General features: G+C 44.3%; 16 protein-coding genes and 3 tRNA genes. 17 read left to right on the forward strand and 2 right to left on the reverse strand.

The annotated features are described in order from the left end of the window. Positions 1 to 23: 23 nt before the first annotated feature. Complete coding sequence (locus tag XDD1_RS05500) at positions 24 to 1,271, reverse strand: MFS transporter (RefSeq protein ID WP_045969408.1); 1,248 nt, start codon at positions 1,269 to 1,271, stop codon at positions 24 to 26. A 304-nt stretch (positions 1,272 to 1,575) separates the two neighbouring features. On the opposite strand from XDD1_RS05500, the gene dinB reads away from it, so the two are divergent. Continuing rightward, positions 1,576 to 2,631, forward strand: a complete 1,056-nt coding sequence (gene dinB / locus XDD1_RS05505; protein WP_045969410.1) for a DNA polymerase IV — start codon at positions 1,576 to 1,578, stop codon at positions 2,629 to 2,631. Between the two features lie 78 nt (positions 2,632 to 2,709). Here dinB and pepD read toward each other — a convergent pair whose 3' ends face one another. Next, positions 2,710 to 4,170: a beta-Ala-His dipeptidase gene (gene pepD / locus XDD1_RS05510; RefSeq protein ID WP_045969411.1), complete on the reverse strand. Its 1,461-nt coding sequence runs from the start codon at positions 4,168 to 4,170 to the stop codon at positions 2,710 to 2,712. 260 nt (positions 4,171 to 4,430) lie between these two features. Between pepD and gpt the strand changes: the two genes are divergently transcribed. From gpt to gshA, 16 genes are all read left to right on the forward strand, one after another. After that, on the forward strand, positions 4,431 to 4,907 hold the full coding sequence (gene gpt, locus XDD1_RS05515; RefSeq protein WP_045969413.1) for a xanthine phosphoribosyltransferase: 477 nt from the start codon (positions 4,431 to 4,433) through the stop codon (positions 4,905 to 4,907). A 15-nt stretch (positions 4,908 to 4,922) separates the two neighbouring features. Further along, positions 4,923 to 6,170, forward strand: coding sequence for an esterase FrsA (gene frsA / locus XDD1_RS05520; protein WP_045969415.1), 1,248 nt, complete (start codon positions 4,923 to 4,925; stop codon positions 6,168 to 6,170). Between the two features lie 71 nt (positions 6,171 to 6,241). Continuing rightward, positions 6,242 to 6,643, forward strand: a complete 402-nt coding sequence (crl, locus tag XDD1_RS05525) for a sigma factor-binding protein Crl (protein ID WP_045969417.1) — start codon at positions 6,242 to 6,244, stop codon at positions 6,641 to 6,643. 218 nt (positions 6,644 to 6,861) lie between these two features. Further along, positions 6,862 to 7,965, forward strand: a complete 1,104-nt coding sequence (gene proB, locus XDD1_RS05530) for a glutamate 5-kinase (protein ID WP_045973352.1) — start codon at positions 6,862 to 6,864, stop codon at positions 7,963 to 7,965. Positions 7,966 to 7,994: 29 nt separating this feature from the next. Next, positions 7,995 to 9,248 carry a glutamate-5-semialdehyde dehydrogenase gene (gene proA, locus XDD1_RS05535; protein ID WP_045969419.1) on the forward strand — a complete coding sequence of 418 codons (1,254 nt, stop codon included), beginning with the start codon at positions 7,995 to 7,997 and terminating at the stop codon, positions 9,246 to 9,248. A 283-nt stretch (positions 9,249 to 9,531) separates the two neighbouring features. Then, a complete protein-coding gene (aroL, locus tag XDD1_RS05545) occupies positions 9,532 to 10,062 on the forward strand; it encodes a shikimate kinase AroL (RefSeq protein WP_045969424.1) in 531 nt (176 codons plus the stop codon). Positions 10,063 to 10,191: 129 nt separating this feature from the next. Continuing rightward, on the forward strand, positions 10,192 to 12,336 hold the full coding sequence (aas, locus tag XDD1_RS05550; RefSeq protein ID WP_045969426.1) for a bifunctional acyl-ACP--phospholipid O-acyltransferase/long-chain-fatty-acid--ACP ligase: 2,145 nt from the start codon (positions 10,192 to 10,194) through the stop codon (positions 12,334 to 12,336). Positions 12,337 to 12,340: 4 nt separating this feature from the next. After that, on the forward strand, positions 12,341 to 13,537 hold the full coding sequence (lplT, locus tag XDD1_RS05555) for a lysophospholipid transporter LplT (RefSeq protein WP_045969428.1): 1,197 nt from the start codon (positions 12,341 to 12,343) through the stop codon (positions 13,535 to 13,537). Positions 13,538 to 13,562: 25 nt separating this feature from the next. Further along, entirely contained in the window at positions 13,563 to 14,066 is a 504-nt protein-coding gene (gene pncC, locus XDD1_RS05560; RefSeq protein ID WP_045969430.1) for a nicotinamide-nucleotide amidase, read from the forward strand. 103 nt (positions 14,067 to 14,169) lie between these two features. Continuing rightward, complete coding sequence (gene recA, locus XDD1_RS05565) at positions 14,170 to 15,246, forward strand: recombinase RecA (RefSeq protein WP_045969432.1); 1,077 nt, start codon at positions 14,170 to 14,172, stop codon at positions 15,244 to 15,246. A 337-nt stretch (positions 15,247 to 15,583) separates the two neighbouring features. Then, on the forward strand, positions 15,584 to 18,211 hold the full coding sequence (gene alaS, locus XDD1_RS05570) for an alanine--tRNA ligase (RefSeq protein WP_045969434.1): 2,628 nt from the start codon (positions 15,584 to 15,586) through the stop codon (positions 18,209 to 18,211). A gap of 247 nt (positions 18,212 to 18,458) precedes the next feature. Then, positions 18,459 to 18,644 carry a carbon storage regulator CsrA gene (gene csrA / locus XDD1_RS05575; RefSeq protein WP_010845367.1) on the forward strand — a complete coding sequence of 62 codons (186 nt, stop codon included), beginning with the start codon at positions 18,459 to 18,461 and terminating at the stop codon, positions 18,642 to 18,644. 485 nt (positions 18,645 to 19,129) lie between these two features. Continuing rightward, positions 19,130 to 19,222: transfer RNA gene (locus XDD1_RS05580), tRNA-Ser, on the forward strand. Between the two features lie 8 nt (positions 19,223 to 19,230). Further along, positions 19,231 to 19,307: transfer RNA gene (locus XDD1_RS05585), tRNA-Arg, on the forward strand. An 86-nt stretch (positions 19,308 to 19,393) separates the two neighbouring features. Beyond that, positions 19,394 to 19,470 (forward strand) — tRNA-Arg (locus tag XDD1_RS05590). Between the two features lie 188 nt (positions 19,471 to 19,658). Continuing rightward, positions 19,659 to 21,218, forward strand: a complete 1,560-nt coding sequence (gshA, locus tag XDD1_RS05595) for a glutamate--cysteine ligase (RefSeq protein WP_045969436.1) — start codon at positions 19,659 to 19,661, stop codon at positions 21,216 to 21,218. The last annotated feature ends 107 nt before the right edge of the window (positions 21,219 to 21,325 follow it).

The following is a 21,325-nucleotide window of genomic DNA, read 5'->3' on the forward strand; positions in this document are numbered from 1 at the left end:
AGTACGGTGAGTCTATACGGTTATTACCCATTTTTTACTTGATAAGCCTCAGGATAGATTTTCCCGTAGTAACCATTTAATTGAGATTCTGGCATTTTTGATATTTCTACATATTTGGGTGAAAATAACACCAGGAATGAGATTAATCCCATTAAGGCAGAAAAAATGATTAATAAAATTCTGATATCATAGCTTTCTACCATATAGGTGGCAGAGATCATTCCCAATGGGATTGAAATAATACAAATGGCCAGGAATTTAGATTCCATCGTATTACGGTGCGATTCTGGTGTGGCAAGGCAGCGAATTGAGGTGGTATTGATATTATAAATCACTAAACCGATTCCGCAGATTAACATATAACTGCATAACCCAATTAATGAGGTTGCCGTAGATATTCCGGTTATACAGACAGCTATTGTAAGTGCTGAAATAAAAGCACTGTGCGCTTTGCAGAAAACTTTATTCATATATCTAATAATAAGGGTACTGCCAATCATCATACCCAGACCAAATGTAGCTTCGGCAATTCCCACTTGTAAGGCACTGAGTTTAAATTCATTGATGATAATCAGTGGGGTGATATAGGAGACTAATGGCACAACAGTGAAATTAAAAAAGGCAGCAACAATCACTAAACTTGCTTCTGTCGGGTTTTTAGTAATGATTTTAATACTGCCTATATGACTTTTATGTTGTTGTAACGGTTTTTCTTGTTGTTGGCTCTTGATAAAGTAAAAACCAATAATTGATGAAAGTGACATTAAAGCAATAAACATCAGAGCGCCATTGATATTTAAATAGTGAATGACAATACCCGATATGGCAGGGCCAAGTATAATGTTAACCGAGTTAACAATGCCCCGATATTTAAAGGCAGACTCTAATTTATTCTTATCACTAATTTCTGGCAGAATGCTTGTGCCAATGGGTTGGATAAGGATGGCTGAAATAGAAGCAAAAATAAATATAATGCCTAATGGGATGTATAAATTTTTATCTATAAAGTTAGCAAGAATAAAAAGCAATGTCGTTGGGATGATACAGAGCAATACGACATTTTTTTTATTGAACCTGTCGCCAAGATCACTCATGAAGACGAGAAATAAGACTTGGAAAAACCAGGATGAGAAAATAAACCACCCAAGTTGGAAATCCAGATTGAGCACTTCAATCATCCACCAGGAAAACAGCATACCAAATGCTCTTGTCGAGGAGGTGAATAAGATATCAGAGATTTGATATAGAAAAAATGAAATATTATTTTTCATTGTTACCCTTATCTTTATTGATAACCTTGTTTATTTATAAATTTCAGAAATGGTACAGCTAAAATGTATTTATGTCACTTTTATCATAGAATTCATTAGCAGGATAAGTTAGGGGCGATAATAAGCGAATTTCGTCTTGCGAGTTGAAACTTGCAATTTATAGCGGATATATTGATATTTGTTTTTTAATTTATTGTGGTGACTTTTTCATCTTAATAATATTTAAGATGTAGTTATTTATTTAGCTAGAGTTTTATCATCTCTCTGTGTATATTTATACAGTAATCTGGCATGGGGAGATCAAATGCGCAAAATTATTCATATTGATATGGATTGCTTTTTTGCTGCCATTGAAATGCGGGATAATCCATCACTCCGCAACATTCCGATTGCAGTCGGCGGAAGTGCTGATCGAAGGGGGGTCATTAGTACGGCAAATTATCCCGCCCGCCGTTTTGGGGTGCACAGTGCGATGTCCACGGCAATGGCATTAAAACTTTGTCCTCAATTGAAAGTCATCCCCGGCAGGATGGCGCTTTATAAAGAAGTCTCTCAACATATCCGTCAAATTTTTTCCCGCTACACTGAATTGATCGAACCGCTTTCCTGGGATGAAGCCTATCTGGATGTGACGAATTGCCGTTATTGCCACGGCTCCGCCACGTTGATTGCCCAGGAAATCCGTCAGGTCATTTTTGATGAATTGCAGTTAACCGCCTCTGCGGGTGTGGCACCGGTCAGGTTTTTAGCCAAGATAGCCTCTGATATCAATAAACCTAATGGGCAATATGTTATCTCCCCCGAACAGGTCGAAACTTTTGTTAATTCGCTGCCATTACGCAAAATTCCCGGTGTCGGCAAAGTCACGGCAAAGCGCCTGTCAGGCATGGGATTAGAAACCTGCTCTGATGTTCAGCGATACGATAAGTTGGCGTTAATAAAAAGCTTGGGTAAGTTTGGTCTGGTGCTTTGGGAGCGCTGCCACGGCATTGATGAGAGACAAATTACGCCTGAGCGCTTGCGTAAATCTGTCGGAGTGGAAAAAACCTTGGCGCAGGATATTTATGAGTGGGACGAGTGTGTTGAACTGATTGAAAAACTTTATCCTGAGCTGGAAAGACGGCTGGAAAAGGTAAAACCTGATTTTCGAATTGCCCGTCAGGGTATCAAATTGAAGTTTGATGATTTTCAATTGACGACACAGGAGCACGTCCATCCTATGCTGGATAAACACGATCTGATTCAGGTTGCAAAACAGGCTTGGGAAACACGCAGGGTAGGCCGGGGAGTCAGGTTGGTTGGGCTGCATGTGACATTACAAAATCCACAATTGGAACGTCAGCTTTTATTGGAATGGTAAGGTTATTGGAATGGTGAGGCGCAGAATCTCCCCCACAAGCTGATGGCAGGGGAGAGACAACCTATTTTCGATTATTTTTTATTCCTTGGCCGGAATCGCTTTCAGAATGGCAGTGAGTAGCTGCCAATATTGACCGACGCTTTTAATATGAACTTTCTCATCAGGGGAGTGAGCCCTCCGAATCGTTGGGCCGATAGAGACCATGTCCATATCAGGATAGGGTTTTTTGAACAGGCCACACTCCAATCCGGCATGGATCACCATGATATTTGGCGTCTTATCGAAGAGTTGGTGATAAGTTTCACGAACTAAATGCATGATGGGCGAATCGGCATCAGGCTGCCAGCCGGGATAGCTGCCGCTTGCGACGGTTTCTGCACCAGACAGTTTTGCCAGAGAATGCAACATTTCAACAACATAATCCTTTCCACTTTCGATCAGTGAACGGATTAGGCAAATAACCTCAGCTTTCTCTTCATCCATCGTCACAACACCCACGTTCAGTGACGTTTCTACCACCCCTTTGGCGACATCACTCATCCGAATAACGCCATTAGGCATACTATTGAGCAAGGATACAAAGCGAGTCTGGCAATCCGCTGTTAATGGTTGCGATGAGGCTTCGGTTTCATCCAGCAGGAGGGTGAGATGGTGTTCAACAACCGCGTATTCGTTTTGCAATGTTTCCAGATAGTGATCTTTCAACTGATACAGCTTTTCAACTTGACCGGCAGGCACCGCAATCACGGCAGAACCTTCACGAGGGATGGCATTGCGCAGGGTTCCACCTTGCAGATGGATTAATTTCAGTGCTAACTCATCGGCATACATCGCCAGGAAACGCGCCAGTAATTTGTTGGCGTTGCCCAATCCCAGATGGATATCGCCGCCGGAGTGACCCCCTTTTAATCCTTTAATCGTCAGTTGCAAGGTCTTGTAGTTAGCCGGCAGGGCTTCACGGGACAGGGGTAATGTCGTGACAAAATCAATGCCACCCGCACAACCCATGTAAATTTCACCCTCTTCTTCTGAATCGGTATTGATCAGAATATCCGCTTGCAGCCAGCCAGCTTTAAGACCAAATGCACCATCCATGCCGGCTTCTTCAGTCATGGTCAGTAAAACTTCCAAGGGGCCATGTTTGACCGATTCGTCCGCCAATATCGCCAGAGCGGAAGCCATGCCGATACCGTTATCCGCGCCCAACGTTGTCCCATCAGCCGTGACCCAATCATCATCAATATAAGGGCGGATAGGATCTTGGGTGAAATCGTGTTGGGTATCGTTATTTTTCTGTGGAACCATATCAAGGTGCGCTTGAAGTGCAACAGCCTTGCGATTTTCCATGCCTTTTGAAGCGGGCTTTCTGATCAAAATATTGCCCACGTCATCCCGTTCTACATGGAACTCTTTGCTTTTTGCCCACTCAATGATATGGGATGCGAGGGCTTCTTCGTGATAGGAAGGGTGAGGAATAGCGCAGATTTGGGCAAAAATATCCCACAGTGGTTGGGGGGATAAGGTTGATAATTCGGACACGGCGGATCTCCTGTAACAGTATCTTGGTGAGAAGAAAAGGGTAATGTTTGACACATTAGGGCGTTCCTGTCATTTGTGTTGCCTTAATGTCCATGCCACGCTGGAGAATATCATTTTATTGTCGGCAATGGGCAGTTAGAATGAGGCCTTACCTTGTTTTTGCTGGTTTTTGTCTGTTCAAATCACTATAATCTCGCGCAACTTTTTTCCGCAAAAAAACGCTTTTCTGAAATATTCTTTAGTTTCCAGGATTTAATTTTATGAGTGAAAAATATGTTGTAACGTGGGATATGTTGCAAATACATGCCCGTCAATTGGCGCAACGTTTACTTCCTGTAGAACAGTGGAAAGGCATTATTGCCGTTAGCCGTGGTGGCCTGGTTCCGGGGGCGTTACTGGCGCGTGAATTGGGTATCCGTCATGTCGATACTGTCTGCATTTCCAGCTATGATCACGATAATCAGCGCGAGTTGAAAGTATTGAAAAAAGCGGAAGGTGACGGTGAAGGTTTCATTGTTGTCGATGATCTGGTTGATACCGGAGGCACGGCTCAGGCTATCCGTGACATGTATCCGAAAGCCCACTTTGTCACGATTTTTGCCAAACCCGCGGGGCGCCCGCTTGTGAATGATTATGTTGTTGATATTCCCCAAAACACTTGGATTGAGCAACCGTGGGATATGGGCGTGATGTTCGTTCCACCTATTTGTGATAAACCTATTTGTGATAAGCAGTAAAATTTTTCTTTTGTCATGACTAAACAAAACCTTTCAGAATCGTTGTTTAAGCCTCGGCTTAAGCATCGGGAAACCTCTACACTGGTGAAATATATTCACCCACAGTCTATTATTGCCAGTGATAGTCTGCTTGGTGGAGAGCGCCGCGAGCGTTGGTATCGAATGATCAATTGGCTCGCTTGGATCTGGAGGGGTGTCAATCCGCTGGAGATCCAAGATGTCCTCAGCCGGATTGCCGTGACAGATGCCGAGCGCAGTACTGAACATTTGTTGGATACTGTGATCGGCTATCGTAAAGGAAACTGGGCATTTGAATGGTCTCAACAGGCCATGTACTGGCAACAGGAAGCGTTGGATACGGAAGATGCAGAAAAAGCCGGATCATGTTGGTTAAAGGCCGCAACGTTATACAGTATTGCCGCTTATCCGCATTTACGCGGTGATGAACTGGCCGATCAGGCTATTGTGCTGGCGAATAAAGCCTATGAAAACGCCGCGCGTTTTTCTGACTATGAATTGAAAAAATTGGAATTCCAGTTGGAAGGCGGCAAAAGCGTTACGGGATTATTGCACCTGCCTGCCCACGTACAGGGGCCTTGCCCAACGATATTAGTTTGTGCCAGCCTTGATAATGTACAGAGTGATTGCTGGCGATTATTCCGTGAACACTTCTCGCCTCTTGGCTTTGCCATGTTAACGGTGGATATGCCGTCTGTTGGTTATTCCGCCAAATTTCCCTTGACGCAGGATACCTGCGCCCTTCATCAACAAGTTTTGCAACAGTTAAATAGCGTGCCGTGGATTGACCATACCCGTGTCGGTGTATTTGGCTTTCGTTTTGGCGCGAATATCGCGGTCCGTCTTGCCTATCTGGAACCGAAACTGGTTAAAGGCGTCGCGGTAGTCGGTCCGATTGTCCATGAACTACTGCATAATGAAAAATTACAGCAGAAAATTCCGTCAATGTATATCGACGTATTGGCCAGCCGCTTGGGTATTTATCACGTTGATGAAGAGCGATTGCGTGCAGAGCTGAACTGTTATTCGTTGAAAAAACAAGGGTTGTTGGGGCGCCGTTGTACTGTGCCCATGCTTTCGGTGTATTGGGAAGATGATATTTTCAGTCCACGGAAAGACTCGAAATTAATCGCCATGTCCTCAATGGAGGGTTCATTGCGGGCGATCCCTGCGACATCCGTTTATAGTGGTTTCAATAAGGCATTACACGAAATAAGTGTATGGTTGAAAGATAAAGTTTTATAAAATAAAATTTATTACTTGATATTTTTTAATCGTTTGATACAAAGGTGTTCTGTATATAAGGAGACCTTTGTATGACTTTACCTGCAAGTTATTCTAAAAATAGGTTGTTGAAGAGTTTTTCTGCATTAGGGCCGTATGTACGTGAATTAAAATGCCAAAATGGTTATTTTTTCTTTGACTGTTTAGCTGTTTGCGTTAGTGCAAAAGTGGCACCAGATAAACGTGAATTTTGGGGATGGTGGCTAGAGTTACAAGAGCAGGATCAGGGATTTGTTTATCATTATCAGATAGGCTTATTTGATAAAAAAGGTGAATGGTGTGCCATGAGTATTAAAAAAAGAGCCGATCTTGAGCACCTTGAATCCACTTTGCAGTCATTCCACAAACGTCTGTCTGACTCTTTTGACACGCTTAAACTGAGATTAATCCCCTCCGAGAACACGGCCACCCTTCAAACACAAGTTATGGCATGAGTTTGTTTTTAACCTGCTTTTTTTAAATATTGCGTTATGTCAGTTGGCATAACGCCTCTCTCCTGTTAAAACTGAACACGGTTTTTTTCAAATTATTTTTTTCAAATTAAATAGCGTTTCAAAATGACAGGAGTCAATCTTGTCCCGGCGGCGCGCGGGACAAGATTGCAAGCTCTCACTATGATGAAATTTTATATAACAGTAATGGCAGAAATATGATGAATGGCAGCCAAACATTGGTTGTGAAACTGGGGACGAGTGTATTGACTGGTGGCTCTCGTCGTTTGAATCGTGCCCACATTGTGGAACTGGTTCGTCAGTGTGCCCAACAGCATGAAAAAGGCCACCGCATTATTATTGTGACTTCCGGGGCAATTGCCGCCGGACGCGAACATTTAGGCTATCCTGATCTGCCGGCAACCATCGCTTCAAAACAGTTGTTGGCCGCGGTTGGGCAAAGTCGTTTGATCCAACTGTGGGAACAGCTTTTTTCGATTTATGGTATCCATGTCGGGCAAATGCTTCTGACCCGTGCGGATTTGGAAGATCGTGAACGCTTCCTGAATGCGAGGGATACCCTTCAGGCTTTGCTGGATAATCACATTGTTCCCATCATTAATGAAAACGATGCCGTGGCGACAGCAGAAATTAAAGTGGGTGACAATGATAATCTGTCTGCGCTGGCGGCTATTCTGGGCAGTGCAGATAAGTTATTGCTTCTGACCGACATCGCAGGGCTTTATACCGCCGATCCCCGTAGTAACCCGGATGCAACATTGATCGCTGAAGTCCATGACATCAGTGATGAACTGAAAATGATGGCCGGGGACAGTGTTTCGGGTTTAGGTACGGGTGGAATGGCAACAAAACTTCAGGCGGCGGGCGTGGCGGGGCGTGCCGGCATTGATGTGATTATTGCCGCAGGTAACCGGCCGGGCGTGATTGCTGATGTTATTGACGGAAAACCGGTTGGGACACGCTTTCATGGTCTGGCTAGCCCAATGGAGAATCGCAAGCGTTGGATCTTTGGCGCACCGCCGGCCGGGGAAATTATTGTCGATCATGGTGCAGAAGCGGCGATTATTGGGAAAGGCAGTTCGTTGCTGCCCAAGGGGATCAAAAACGTTAAAGGTGATTTTTCCCGCGGTGAAGTCATCTGCATTCGTAGTTTATCAGGCAAAGATTTGGCTCATGGCGTATGCCGTTACAACAGTGATGCTTTACGCCTGATTGCCGGCCACCATTCACAGCAAATTAGCCAGATACTGGGTTATGAATATGGCGCTGTGGCGGTTCACCGTGACGATTTGATCGTCATTTAATGAATTGATCGTGAGTTAAGGATTTCACCATGCTAGAGCAGATGGGAAAAGCGGCCAAAGCCGCATCGTGGCAGTTGGCGCAATTAAGTACCAAGCAGAAAAACCAAGCGTTGAATCACATTGCTGATTTGTTGGAGAGCGAAATGGCCGTGATCCTGGCTGCCAACCAGCACGATATGCAGCAAGCCCGCGAACAGGAAATGAGTGAGGCGCTGCTCGATCGGTTATTACTGACACCTGAACGGCTGAATGCTATCGCCAATGACGTGCGCCAGGTCTGCCGTTTGGCTGATCCGGTAGGGCAAGTCATTGATGGGCAATTATTGGATAATGGGTTGCAATTGAGCCGTCGCCGGGTTCCTTTGGGCGTGATTGGCGTGATTTATGAAGCCCGGCCGAATGTGACCATTGATGTGGCATCGTTATGCCTGAAAACCGGTAATGCCGTGATACTGCGTGGCGGCAAAGAGACTCACCATACTAATCAAGCGATGGTTAAAGTTATACAGCAGGCACTGGAGCAAAGTGGTTTGCCGGCTGCTGCGGTTCAGGCGATCAATAAACCCGATCGTGAATTAGTTGCTGCATTGCTGAAAATGGATCGTTATGTCGATATGCTGATCCCGCGTGGCGGGGCAGGGTTGCATAAATTGTGCCGGGAACAATCAACGATCCCTGTGATCACGGGCGGGATTGGGGTTTGTCACACATTTGTGGATGAAACCATCAATATTGAAAAAGCGCTGGAAATCATTACCAATGCGAAAGTTCAGCGTCCAAGTGCCTGTAATTCACTGGAAACGTTATTAGTCCATGAAAAAATAGCCGCCGATTTCCTGCCCGTTTTGAGCAGTAAAATGAAAGAGCAGGAAGTGACATTGCACGCCAGCAAATCAGCGATGGTATTGCTGAAAGAGGGTCCGGCAACCGTCGTTGAAGTGGCAGAAGCCGATTACTGTGATGAATGGCTGTCTTTGGATATGAATGTGGCCATTGTCAGTGATATTGACCACGCTATTGAACACATTCGTACTTATGGCACCGCCCACTCTGATGCCATCCTGACGGAATCTTTGGCGCAGGCTGATTACTTTGTGCGCCATGTGGATTCAGCCGCGGTCTATGTGAATGCCAGCACGCGCTTTACTGATGGGGGGCAATTTGGTTTGGGCGCAGAAGTGGCTGTCAGTACCCAGAAATTACACTCCCGTGGCCCGATGGGGCTCGATGCACTGACAACTTATAAGTGGGTTGGTTATGGTGATTATTTGCCTCGCCGCTAACCCATCTTACTTTAATTAGAATCTTGTTGAACTATGTTGGGTCACACTTAATGTTAAGTGTGACTTTTTGCGCCATCAAAAATACCTTTTTACACCAGTGTAAACATTTGGTTACTATGCTCGTCATATTCAAGATGCATTGATTATCTCCCCGCAACGCGGGGAGATAATCAATTGCTTTCGCCTTGTGAGCTGCAACTTGAAGTTTATAGGGTATATACTTTATGTTTAGGCTTAATTTTATAGACTCTTCGGCAAAATGACTCTTCAGGAAAATAATGAAATGAAACAAACTCTATTCATCGTAGGTGCACGAGGTGCAGGGAAGACGACAATAGGTAAGTTGTTGTCTGAGGCATTGTCGTATAAATTTGTTGACACCGATGAAAGTATTCAGGCTATAAGTAAAATGACGATAGCTGATCTGGTTGAACAACATGGCTGGGAGCATTTCAGGACATTGGAAAGCCAGACGTTGCAAGCGGTTAGCCAGAGTGAACATGTTATTTCAACCGGTGGGGGAATGATATTGTCGCTTGAGAATCGCCAATATATGCGACAAAATGGCGTTGTGATTTATTTACAAGCTTCCGCGGAAGTTTTAAGCCAACGGTTGTCCCTCAATCCAGAGAATTCACAGCGTCCCAGCCTGACAGGGAAGTCCATCATCGAAGAAATGGAAGGAATACTGGTTGAAAGAGAACCTTTATACCGAGAGTGTGCCAATTTTATCGTCAATGCCAATCTTGCAACAGAAGATATCGTATCTCGCGTTAAATCTTATATCTTAGGCCAGAAAAACAAACTAATTTGATATATTAAGGGCGTTTGAATTTATTTTCTATTCGGCAAGGAAATCTTATATAACAGATGGCCTATACAATTTATAGTATCACTCTATTTACTCACTTTAATTTTATTTAATTATATTTGAGATATGGATATGCTCTTAAATTTTATTCGATTACTTGTTCGTATACTCTTTAGGGTAACAGTTGAAGGTGATAGTAAACAGTTACAATACCCCAAATGTATTATTACGCCCAATCATGTTTCGTTTCTGGATGGCCTGTTAATTGGGCTATTCTTGCCGATAAAGCCAGTATTCGCTGTCTATTCTAATATCGCGACCCGTGGCTTTCTCAAATTTATCAAGCCTTATGCCGATGTTGTCCCTTTGGACCCGACCAATCCAATGGCCGTCAGGACCTTGGTCAAAGAGGTGGATAAAGGGCGTCCAATAGTGATTTTCCCCGAAGGCAGGATCACCGTGACTGGCTCTTTGATGAAGATTTATGATGGAGCCGCTTTTATTGCCGCGAAATCAGGTGCAAAAGTCGTACCCATCCGGATTGAGGGGGCGGAACAAACGGTTTTTGGTCGGTTAAAAGGAATTATGAAGCGGCATTGGTTCCCGAAAATCACCCTCAAGATTTTGCCTGCCGTTGATTTGCCGATGCCGGATGCTTCTGATTCAACAACTCGCCGCCGTTTAGCCGGAGAGCACCTGCATGCCATTATGATGGACGTGAGAATGCAGACGCGTCCAGAAGAGACGTTGTTCAGCGCTTATCTTACCGCACAAAAACGTTTTGGCCGCTTCAAACCCTGCATTGAGGATGTGAATTTTAAAGAAGACAGCTATCACTCATTACTGAAAAAAATATTGGGTACTAGCCGAATCTTAGGGCGCTTTACACAAGAAGGTGAACGTATTGGTCTGTTGTTGCCAAATGCGACGGTGATGGCGGCTGCCATCTATGGCGCTTCATTAAAAGGGCGGGTACCGGCGCTTCTGAACTATACGGCAGGAAGCCGTGGCATTAAGAATGCCATGCAGGCGGCAACCATCAAAACCATCGTAACATCCCGCCAATTTCTGGAAAAAGGGCAATTGACTCATCTGCCAGAACAGGTAACCGAGGCCAATTGGGTCTATCTGGAAGATTTGAAAGACACTATCACACGGGAAGATAAGCTTTGGATATTGTGGCATTTGGTTTTCCCTAGCAAAGCCATTTTGGCTTCGCAAAAGCCGGATGATGATGCTTTGATCTTGTTTACATCAGGTTCAGAAGGCGCACCAAAAGGCGTTGTTCACAGCCATGCCAGCCTGTTGGCAAACGTTGAGCAGATAAAAACCGTGGCTGATTTTACTCCACTGGACCGTTTTATGTCGTCCTTACCCCTGTTTCATGCCTTTGGTTTGACCGTGGGTTTATTTACGCCATTAATGACGGGCAGTCGCGTATTCCTGTATCCAAGCCCATTGCATTATCGTGTGGTGCCTGAACTGGTCTATGATTGTAATTGTACCGTATTGTTTGGAACGTCAACTTTCTTGAACAATTATGCCCGCTTTGCTCATCCTTATGATTTTGTCCGTCTGCGTTATGTGGTAGCCGGAGCAGAAAAACTGTCAGAAAATACCAAGCGCATTTGGCAGGAGAAATTTGGTATCCGTATCCTGGAAGGTTATGGAGTGACGGAATGTGCGCCGGTAGTGGCAATCAATGTCCCGATGGCGGCAAAAACGGGAACCGTCGGGCGGATCTTACCCGGTATGGAAGCGCGTTTACTACCTGTACAGGGGATTGAAGGAGGCCGCTTGCAACTACGTGGGCCAAATGTCATGAAAGGATATCTGCGAGTTGAAGCACCTGAGCGTTTGGAGCCACCCTCCGCAGAAGATGCAGAAGGAAACAATCAAGTCGGCTGGTATGATACTGGTGATATCGTTTCCATTGATGAAGAGGGTTTTTGCACGATTAAAGGACGAGTGAAACGCTTTGCCAAACTTGCAGGGGAAATGGTTTCTCTTGAAGCGGTAGAACAAATAGCCTCGCGCATTTCTACTGATGCGCTGCATGCGGCTACCGCCAGGAGTGATCGCAGTAAAGGTGAGGCACTGGTATTGTTCACAACCGATGCGAAACTCAATAGAAATGCCATGCTGGGCGTCGCCCGCGAAATAGGAATGCCTGAGCTGTCGGTTCCACGAGATATTCGTTATGTGAAGCAACTGCCATTGCTTGGTAGTGGTAAACCGGATTTTGTCACACTCAGAACAATGGCTGAACAGGAGTAAAGAAATGGATGCCACTATGGAGACACAACCACTGTTAAGTCGTGGAATGAAAGCTGTATTATTGTCGCAATTTCTCTCTGCGTTTGCTGACAATGCCCTGTTTTTTGCGATCTTAGCCCAATTGAAGGTGGAATCTTATCCTGAATGGAGTTTGCCAGCCCTGCAAATTGTGTTTGTCCTGACTTATATCGTACTTGCCCCCTTTGTGGGGCAAGTTGCTGATCGGTTTTCAAAAGGGCGTGTCATGCTCTTTTCTAATATCATCAAATTACTTGGAGCCATCAGCATCTGTATCGATATGAACCCTTTTCTGGGATATACCTTAGTCGGAATTGGGGCGGCGGCCTATTCTCCTGCTAAGTATGGGATTTTGGGGGAATTGACCGATGGCAGGCGCTTGGTCAAAGCCAATGGCATGATGGAGGCCTCGACCATCGCCGCTATCCTGATTGGCTCAGTCGTCGGTGGTTTCCTTTCTGATATTAGCCTGGTGCTGGCGTTGGGGCTTTGTGCCTTGTTGTATGGTGTCGCCGTCGTGGCTAATTTCTATATCCCCCGTCTGGCTGCGGCTCGTGAAGGTAAAGGCTGGAATCCCAAAAAAATGTTGCTGGATTTCATGACAGTTTGTGCTTCACTTTGGCGTAATCAAGAAACGCGCTTTTCATTAGTGGGAACTGGTTTATTTTGGGGAGCCGGTATTACGCTGCGCTTCCTGTTGGTTGCATGGGTTCCTGTTGTTCTGGGAATTGATGGCAATACAACCCCGACATTGATGAATGCTGTCGTGGCTATTGGTATCATTGTTGGAGCTGGCATGGCTGCGCGGTTTATTACATTGAAAACGGTTCGTCGCTGTATGCCTGCCGGGATCTTAATTGGGATCATGGTCATTTTTTTTGTTACTCAGCAATCCATCGTATTTTCCTATTTGATTTTGATTGTTCTCGGCGTATTTGGTGGGCTTTTCGTCGTGCCACTAAATGCGTTGTTGCAAGAACATGGCAAGCAGGCAATGGGTGCAGGTAAAGCGGTTGCTGTGCAAAACCTGGGCGAAAACAGCGCCATGTTAGTCATGCTGGGGCTATATTCCGTTTCCATCATGTTGGGCGCTTCGGTGATTGCTGTCGGCATGGGTTTTGGGATCTTGCTTTCTTTGGCCATTGGCGGTCTGTGGATTTGGGATCTGCTTCGGAAAAATTAATTTCTTATAGAATTGAAGGTCGGTTATGGATGAAAAAATCCTGAATCAGCTTAGTATTGAACTTGGAAAGCGATTAAAACAGAAAAAATTATCCGTGACCTGTGCAGAATCTTGCACCGGCGGTTGGATAGCTAAAGTGATTACCGATATTGCGGGGAGTTCGGCCTATTTTAATCGCGGTTTCGTGACTTACAGTAATGACGCTAAACATGAAATGCTGGGGGTTTCTCCCGCGTCGTTAACGCAATTTGGTGCGGTAAGTGAGCAGGTCGTAAAAGAAATGGCGGCAGGAGCCTTAATTGCCGCTAAGGCAGATGTTTCTGTTGCTGTCAGCGGCATTGCCGGACCAGAAGGGGGAAGCGAGGAAAAACCGACTGGCACGGTTTGGGTTGGATTTGCTTTTTACCTTGATGAAAACATCCAGATTGTGACATACCGTCAGCATTTTTCGGGGGATCGTAATTCGGTGCGTCTGCAAGCTGTCATTTTTTCTTTAAAAACTTTGTTGGAAGAAATCATAAAAAATTAGCTTGATGCTGTATGATTATACAGTATAATCATACGGCACTTTGGTATCAGAAACAGTTTATCAGCAGTGGGGCAGCCCCTTCATTGCTTGCGAAGGAGTAAATATGGCTAACGATGAAAACAAACAAAAGGCTCTGGCAGCGGCGCTGGGCCAAATTGAGAAACAATTTGGTAAAGGTTCCATCATGCGTTTGGGTGAAAACCGCTCAATGGATGTTGAAACGATCTCTACCGGTTCTTTGTCACTGGATATTGCACTGGGTGCAGGCGGTTTACCAATGGGCCGTATTGTTGAGATATATGGGCCAGAATCTTCCGGTAAGACAACGCTGACATTGCAAGTTATTGCTGCTGCCCAGCGCGAAGGCAGAACCTGTGCTTTTATTGATGCCGAACATGCTCTTGATCCGGTTTATGCGAAAAAACTGGGTGTAGATATTGATAATCTGTTGTGTTCTCAGCCTGATACGGGTGAACAGGCATTGGAAATTTGCGATGCCTTATCACGTTCTGGCGCTGTCGATGTGATCATTGTTGACTCTGTTGCCGCATTAACACCAAAAGCCGAAATTGAAGGTGAAATCGGCGACTCTCATATGGGCTTGGCTGCGCGTATGATGAGCCAAGCGATGCGTAAACTGGCGGGGAACCTGAAAAACTCGAATACCCTGTTGATCTTCATCAACCAAATCCGTATGAAAATTGGTGTGATGTTTGGTAACCCTGAAACCACTACCGGTGGTAATGCACTGAAATTTTACGCCTCTGTCCGTTTGGATATCCGCCGTACTGGTTCGGTGAAAAATGGCGAAGAAGTGGTTGGTAGCGAAACACGGGTGAAAGTGGTCAAGAACAAGGTTGCTGCGCCATTTAAACAAGCTGAATTCCAAATTCTTTACGGTGAAGGTATTAATACTTTTGGTGAGTTAGTCGATCTGGGTGTTAAACACAAAATGGTGGAAAAAGCCGGTGCGTGGTATAGCTATAACGGCGACAAAATTGGGCAAGGTAAAGCCAATGCCACTAACTATCTGAAAGAACACCCAGAAATGGCGTCCGAGTTGGATAAGAAACTACGTGATTTACTGTTGAATAATACCGGGGAGTTCAATAGTGCGGCTGTGGATTATGTAACAGATTATGAAGACAATGGCGAAGAAGTGAATAACGAGGAATTTTGATTTTTATTTCACGCATTAACGTCCATATTCATCCGTAATACAGAGTTGATCTGGCTTTTAAAAACCACACCTATTTCGGGTGTGGTTTTTGTTTTCATGGAAGAAATAAATATCTTTGAAACAGGCGTATTGAAACTGCTGTCACCAACAGACTTTCAGAAAATCCCCAGACGAATTACAATGCTGAAAAGCGAATGGATTTATATGGGATTTTACTTCTTATGGAAGACACTCTATCTTAACCCTACTTTAATTTATTCGTGAGTTGATATGGTGATGCGATATACCACCTCAACCATTCATAAATCTGTTTTTTCAGCTTGATTTCGGGACAATTATGAGCAAAAGCACCGCTGAGATCCGTCAAGCGTTTCTTGACTTTTTTCATACTAAAGGGCACCAGATAGTACCAAGTAGTTCGTTGGTGCCAACTAATGATCCAACATTGTTGTTCACCAACGCAGGGATGAACCAGTTCAAAGATGTCTTTCTGGGATTGGATAATAGACCTTATTCTAGAGCAACAACGGCTCAGCGCTGTGTTCGTGCTGGCGGTAAGCATAATGATTTAGAAAATGTGGGTTATACAGCCCGCCACCACACTTTCTTCGAGATGTTGGGTAACTTCAGTTTTGGCGATTATTTTAAACAGGATGCCATTAAATACGCATGGGAGTTGCTGACCAGCGAAGCGTGGTTTAGTCTGCCAAAAGAAAAACTGTGGGTGACTGTCTATGAGACAGACGACGAGGCTTATGACATCTGGCATAAAGAAGTCGGTGTTCCGGCAGAAAGAATCATTCGTATCGGTGATAACAAAGGTGCTCCCTATGCGTCAGATAATTTCTGGCAAATGGGGGATACCGGTCCATGCGGCCCTTGTACGGAAATTTTTTACGACCACGGTGAACATATTTGGGGAGGCCCTCCAGGCAGCCCAGAAGAAGACGGTGACAGATATATCGAAATTTGGAACATCGTTTTCATGCAGTTTAACCGCCATTCTGATGGCACGATGGAACCGTTGCCAAAACCTTCCGTTGATACCGGTATGGGGCTGGAACGTGTCACCGCAGTCTTGCAACACGTTAACTCCAACTATGAAATTGACCTATTCCAAAGTTTAATTGCTTCGGTTGCCGAAGTGACTGGGGCAACCGATCTCACCAATAAATCTCTGCGTGTTGTTGCAGACCATATCCGCGCATGTGCATTCTTGATTTGCGATGGAGTTATTCCGTCCAATGAAAACCGTGGGTATGTACTTCGTCGTATCATTCGTCGTGCTGTTCGTCATGGTAATATGTTGGGGGCAAAAGAAGTCTTCTTCTACAAACTGGTTGCACCACTCATCAAATTCATGGGGGCGGCGGGTGAGGAGCTGAAACAGCAACAGGCTTTGGTTGAGCAGGTATTGAAAACGGAAGAAGAACAGTTCGCTCGCACCTTGGAACGTGGTTTGCAGCTTCTGGATGAAGAGCTGGCTAGATTATCTGGTGATACCCTCGACGGTGAAACTGTTTTCCGTTTGTATGATACCTATGGTTTCCCGGTTGACCTGACTGCGGATGTTTGCCGCGAACGTAACATCAAAGTCGATGAAGCCGGTTTTGATGCAGCGATGGAAAACCAGCGTCGCCGTGCTCGTGAATCCAGCGGCTTTGGTACAGATTACAATGAATTGATCAAAGTTGATGGACGCAGTGATTTTTGTGGTTATGAACATCATTCACAGCAAGCTGCTGTTATCGCCATTTTCCGCAATGGTCAGGCTGTTGAGCAAATTCATGCCGGTGAAGAAGCGATCGTGATACTTGATAAAACCGCTTTCTACGCTGAATCGGGTGGACAGGTTGGTGATACGGGTAAATTGTCGAATGGCGATGGCGTATTTGAGGTTCTCGATACACAAAAATATGCTCAGGCAATTGGTCACATTGGTAAATTGACAAAGGGTAGCTTGAGCGTCAATCATACAGTTAATGCTGAAATTGATGTGGTACGCAGAGAGGCGATCCGTTTGAATCACTCGGCGACCCATTTGTTACATGCGGCATTACGTCAAATTTTGGGAGAACACGTTGCCCAAAAAGGTTCTTTGGTCAATGATAAATATCTGCGCTTTGATTTCTCTCACTTTGAGGCCATGAAGCCAGAACAGATCCGTCAAGTCGAAAACTTGGTGAATGAAGAAATTCGCAAAAATTCACCTATTGTTACAGAATTAATGGGGCTGGAAGAAGCAAAAGCCAAAGGTGCTATGGCACTGTTTGGCGAGAAATATGACGAAAAAGTACGTGTACTTAGCATGGGCGGTTTTTCTACCGAACTATGCGGTGGTACTCATGCAAGTCGCACCGGTGATATCGGGTTGTTCCGTATATCCAGTGAATCAGGTACAGCAGCAGGAATTCGCCGTATTGAAGCCATTACGGGGCAAACTGCGCTACACTCTGTCTACCAGCAGGCTGATTTACTGCAAGACATTGCTCATCTGGTGAAAGGTGATATCAGTAGCCTGAATGAGAAAGTGAAAACGACACTGGACAGAACGAAACAATTGGAAAAAGAGTTGCAACAGTTGAAATCTCAGCAAGCGGCTCAGGAAAGCTCCTCTTTGGCGAATCAAGCCAGGGAAATCCAAGGTGTTCGTCTACTGGTGACACAATTAGGTGATATAGAACCGAAAATGCTCAGAACGATGGTTGATGATCTAAAAAATCAATTGGGATCAGCAATTATTGTGCTTTCTACCGTGACTGGTGATAAAGTCAGCCTAATTGTTGGTATAACGAAGGATTTGACTGCTAAAATAAAAGCAGGCGATTTAATCTCTTTTGTTGCCCAACAAGTTGGAGGTAAAGGAGGAGGACGTCCTGATCTGGCTCAGGCTGGTGGGACTGATGTAGCCGCTCTTCCTTCCGCATTAGCTAGTGTAGAAGAGTGGGTAACATTGCGGTTATAGTTGGTATTGCCGTGACAGCCGTGGCACCATGAAAGTATTTTTTATGGTGCCGGATGTTTTTTTGTTGTGAAATTGTTGAAATGTTGGGCACATACTTATATTTTAGCTATCCTATAGATATAGTAAATGTGTTCAAAACTACTTATACTTTAAGTAGATATCATTGCTTTACGTTTTCACGGTGTTTGATGGATAATAGCGGGGAAACCTAGAGACCCGACTCTTTTAAATTTTCAAGGAGCAAAGAATGCTTATTCTGACTCGTCGAGTTGGTGAAACACTCATGATAGGCGATGAGGTAACAGTCACAGTACTGGGAGTTAAAGGCAACCAAGTTCGCATTGGTGTAAATGCGCCCAAGGAAGTTTCTGTTCACCGTGAAGAAATTTATCAACGGATTCAGGCAGAGAAATCTCAGCCTACAACTTTTTAATTCAAGAATGGCGTCCACGCTTTTTTTTAAAACCTGGGCGCTACTCTACTCTTTTCTGCCCCTTTTTTCTGCTTTTTTCCGTTCCCTATTTTGTAATCCTGTCACGTTTATCTCTTTTTGATACCTTGATTCTATTCTCTCACGTCTTTTTATTTTCTATCTGTTGAAAAAGCATCGTTCATGAGTCCATAGAGATGAATAATCATTTTCGTAAATTTTAACGGTTCTTAGATGATTTCACTGCTGATAAAACAGCCCCTTAGATGTTAAACCAAGCATTTTGCATGTTAAGTGCTCAAACAAAAAAAAGTTGCGAAAAATTGTTTGACTTATCAGGCAGGGAAAGTAATATGTGCGCCATCGCAGCGACGAAGAGCTTGAAGAAAAGCTTCTGAGCAAGTATCAGAAGTAAAGATTCTAAAAGTTAAAAATTTCTAAGTCGCAGGTTTTAAAGCGTGAATGTTGTTTACGATTTTAAAGCAAATGGTGAGGTGGCCGAGAGGCTGAAGGCGCTCCCCTGCTAAGGGAGTATGTGGTTAAGAGCTGCATCGAGGGTTCGAATCCCTCCCTCACCGCCATTTAAAATGCATCCATAGCTCAGCTGGATAGAGTACTCGGCTACGAACCGAGCGGTCGGAGGTTCGAATCCTCCTGGATGCACCATTTTAAACACCGCGATTTTTTAGGTATCTCAATTCTGTCTAGTCAGGTAATTAATAGCGCCTGAGCAGAAATAGAAAACCGACAATGCATCCATAGCTCAGCTGGATAGAGTACTCGGCTACGAACCGAGCGGTCGGAGGTTCGAATCCTCCTGGATGCACCAGTTTAAACCCCTGCCTTGATAAGGCAGGGGTTTTTTATTTTGGTTCAACGATAACATTTTCTTTATTATTTTTGGTTGTAATTTAACCGCTAACGCATCGTCACCTTTATGTAATCAGCGACAACTTGGCTTGTTTCATATAAAGTAAACTCTTAGTAATAATCTTTTAAACTCCACGGGAGGACAAATTGATCCCGGACGTATCAAAAGCATTGTCATGGCTAGAGGCAAACCCTACCGTATTAAACGGGATTTGTCGTGGCATTGAACGTGAAACATTGCGTGTTACTCCAGACGGTCATTTAGCTAAGACGGAGCATCCAAAATTACTTGGTGCTTCATTAACGCATAAATGGATTACAACTGATTTTGCTGAATCTCTATTGGAGTTTATTACCCCTGTTGATAGCAACATAGACAGAACCATTGCTTTTCTTCAAGACTTGCATATCTACACAGCCCGGAATCTGGATAATGAAAAAATGTGGCCTTTAAGTATGCCATGTTTTATTGATGATGAAGAAAGTATCACTTTGGCTCAATATGGTACGTCTAATTTGGGCCGCTTTAAGACTTTGTACCGTGAAGGATTAAAGAATCGTTATGGTGCACTAATGCAAATAATTTCTGGTGTGCATTATAATTTTTCTCTGCCAATGAGTTTCTGGCAGGCATGGTTGGGTATTAAAGATGCTGAAACGGGAAAAGAGCAGATTTCAGATGGCTATCTTCGTTTGATCCGCAATTATTACCGTTTTGGTTGGGTGATCCCTTACTTATTTGGTGCATCACCGGCTATTTGTTCTTCATTCTTACGTGGGCGAAATACAGCATTACCCTTTGAGGAAACAGAAAGAGGGACTTGTTACCTGCCTTATGCAACTTCGTTGAGAATGAGTGACTTAGGATATACCAACAAATCACAAAGTGATCTGAACATTACTTTTAATCATCTTCATACCTATGTAGAGGGGCTTAAGAAAGCCATTCATAAGCCATCTGAAGAGTTTGCGGCAATCGGTATCAAAAAAGAAGATAACTACTTACAGCTCAACACGAATGTTCTTCAAATTGAAAATGAGTTGTACGCACCGATACGCCCCAAACGGGTCACGCAAGAAGGAGAGTCACCTTCAGATGCCTTGTTGAGAGGGGGTATAGAATATATTGAAGTCCGTTCTTTGGATATCAACCCTTTTTCTTCTATTGGTGTTGATGAAACTCAAATTCGTTTTCTTGATTTATTTTTGATATGGTGTGCTCTGGCTGATGCTCCTGAAATGGGGAGTGAGGAGCTGGCATGTTGTCGTGGAAACTGGAATAAAGTCATCTTAGAAGGACGCAAGCCAGGGTTATCTATTGGGCTTGGCTATGGGATTGAACAACAGCCGCTTAAGGTTGTGGGACAGGAGTTATTCAGGGATTTAGAAAGAGTTGCTGAAGTCTTGGATGCTTGTTCAGGGACTCAATATCAATCAGTTTGTAAAGAATTGGTGAGCATGTTTGAAGATCCATCACTAACGTTTTCAGCACGTGTCTTGGACAAGATGAAATCGCAGGGGATAGTTGGCTTTGGATTGGATCTCGCAGACCAGTATCATAACAAATTGATTGAAGAGCATTATTCGATTTTGAATGATGAAACTTTTTCTGTTGAGCGTGAGTCTTCTATATCGCGTCAGCATAGCCTTGAGCAGCAAGATAACATGAGTTTTGAAGCGTACTTAAAACTTCATGCGGGGCGTTAAAAAAGAAAATGGCCACCAGTGGTGGCCGAATAAGATATCTTAGAGAATAAGGGATGATAACAATTTTGCGCGTCTTCATATCTTATGACCAGCCGCAAATGAGAAAG

It is taken from the genome of Xenorhabdus doucetiae (genome assembly GCF_000968195.1).
GTDB lineage: Bacteria > Pseudomonadota > Gammaproteobacteria > Enterobacterales > Enterobacteriaceae > Xenorhabdus > Xenorhabdus doucetiae.

Bases quoted from the DNA above. Each gene is read 5' to 3' on its own strand.
- lplT (WP_045969428.1), top strand. From the start codon at position 12,341: ATGGATGCCACTATGGAGACACAACCACTGTTAAGTCGTGGAATGAAA.
- aroL (WP_045969424.1), top strand. From the start codon at position 9,532: ATGAAACAAACTCTATTCATCGTAGGTGCACGAGGTGCAGGGAAGACG.
- proB (WP_045973352.1), top strand. From the start codon at position 6,862: ATGAATGGCAGCCAAACATTGGTTGTGAAACTGGGGACGAGTGTATTG.
- XDD1_RS05500 (WP_045969408.1), bottom strand. From the start codon at position 1,271: ATGAAAAATAATATTTCATTTTTTCTATATCAAATCTCTGATATCTTA.
- dinB (WP_045969410.1), top strand. From the start codon at position 1,576: ATGCGCAAAATTATTCATATTGATATGGATTGCTTTTTTGCTGCCATT.
- alaS (WP_045969434.1), top strand. From the start codon at position 15,584: ATGAGCAAAAGCACCGCTGAGATCCGTCAAGCGTTTCTTGACTTTTTT.
- crl (WP_045969417.1), top strand. From the start codon at position 6,242: ATGACTTTACCTGCAAGTTATTCTAAAAATAGGTTGTTGAAGAGTTTT.
- aas (WP_045969426.1), top strand. From the start codon at position 10,192: ATGCTCTTAAATTTTATTCGATTACTTGTTCGTATACTCTTTAGGGTA.
- gpt (WP_045969413.1), top strand. From the start codon at position 4,431: ATGAGTGAAAAATATGTTGTAACGTGGGATATGTTGCAAATACATGCC.
- recA (WP_045969432.1), top strand. From the start codon at position 14,170: ATGGCTAACGATGAAAACAAACAAAAGGCTCTGGCAGCGGCGCTGGGC.
- csrA (WP_010845367.1), top strand. From the start codon at position 18,459: ATGCTTATTCTGACTCGTCGAGTTGGTGAAACACTCATGATAGGCGAT.
- proA (WP_045969419.1), top strand. From the start codon at position 7,995: ATGCTAGAGCAGATGGGAAAAGCGGCCAAAGCCGCATCGTGGCAGTTG.
- frsA (WP_045969415.1), top strand. From the start codon at position 4,923: ATGACTAAACAAAACCTTTCAGAATCGTTGTTTAAGCCTCGGCTTAAG.
- pncC (WP_045969430.1), top strand. From the start codon at position 13,563: ATGGATGAAAAAATCCTGAATCAGCTTAGTATTGAACTTGGAAAGCGA.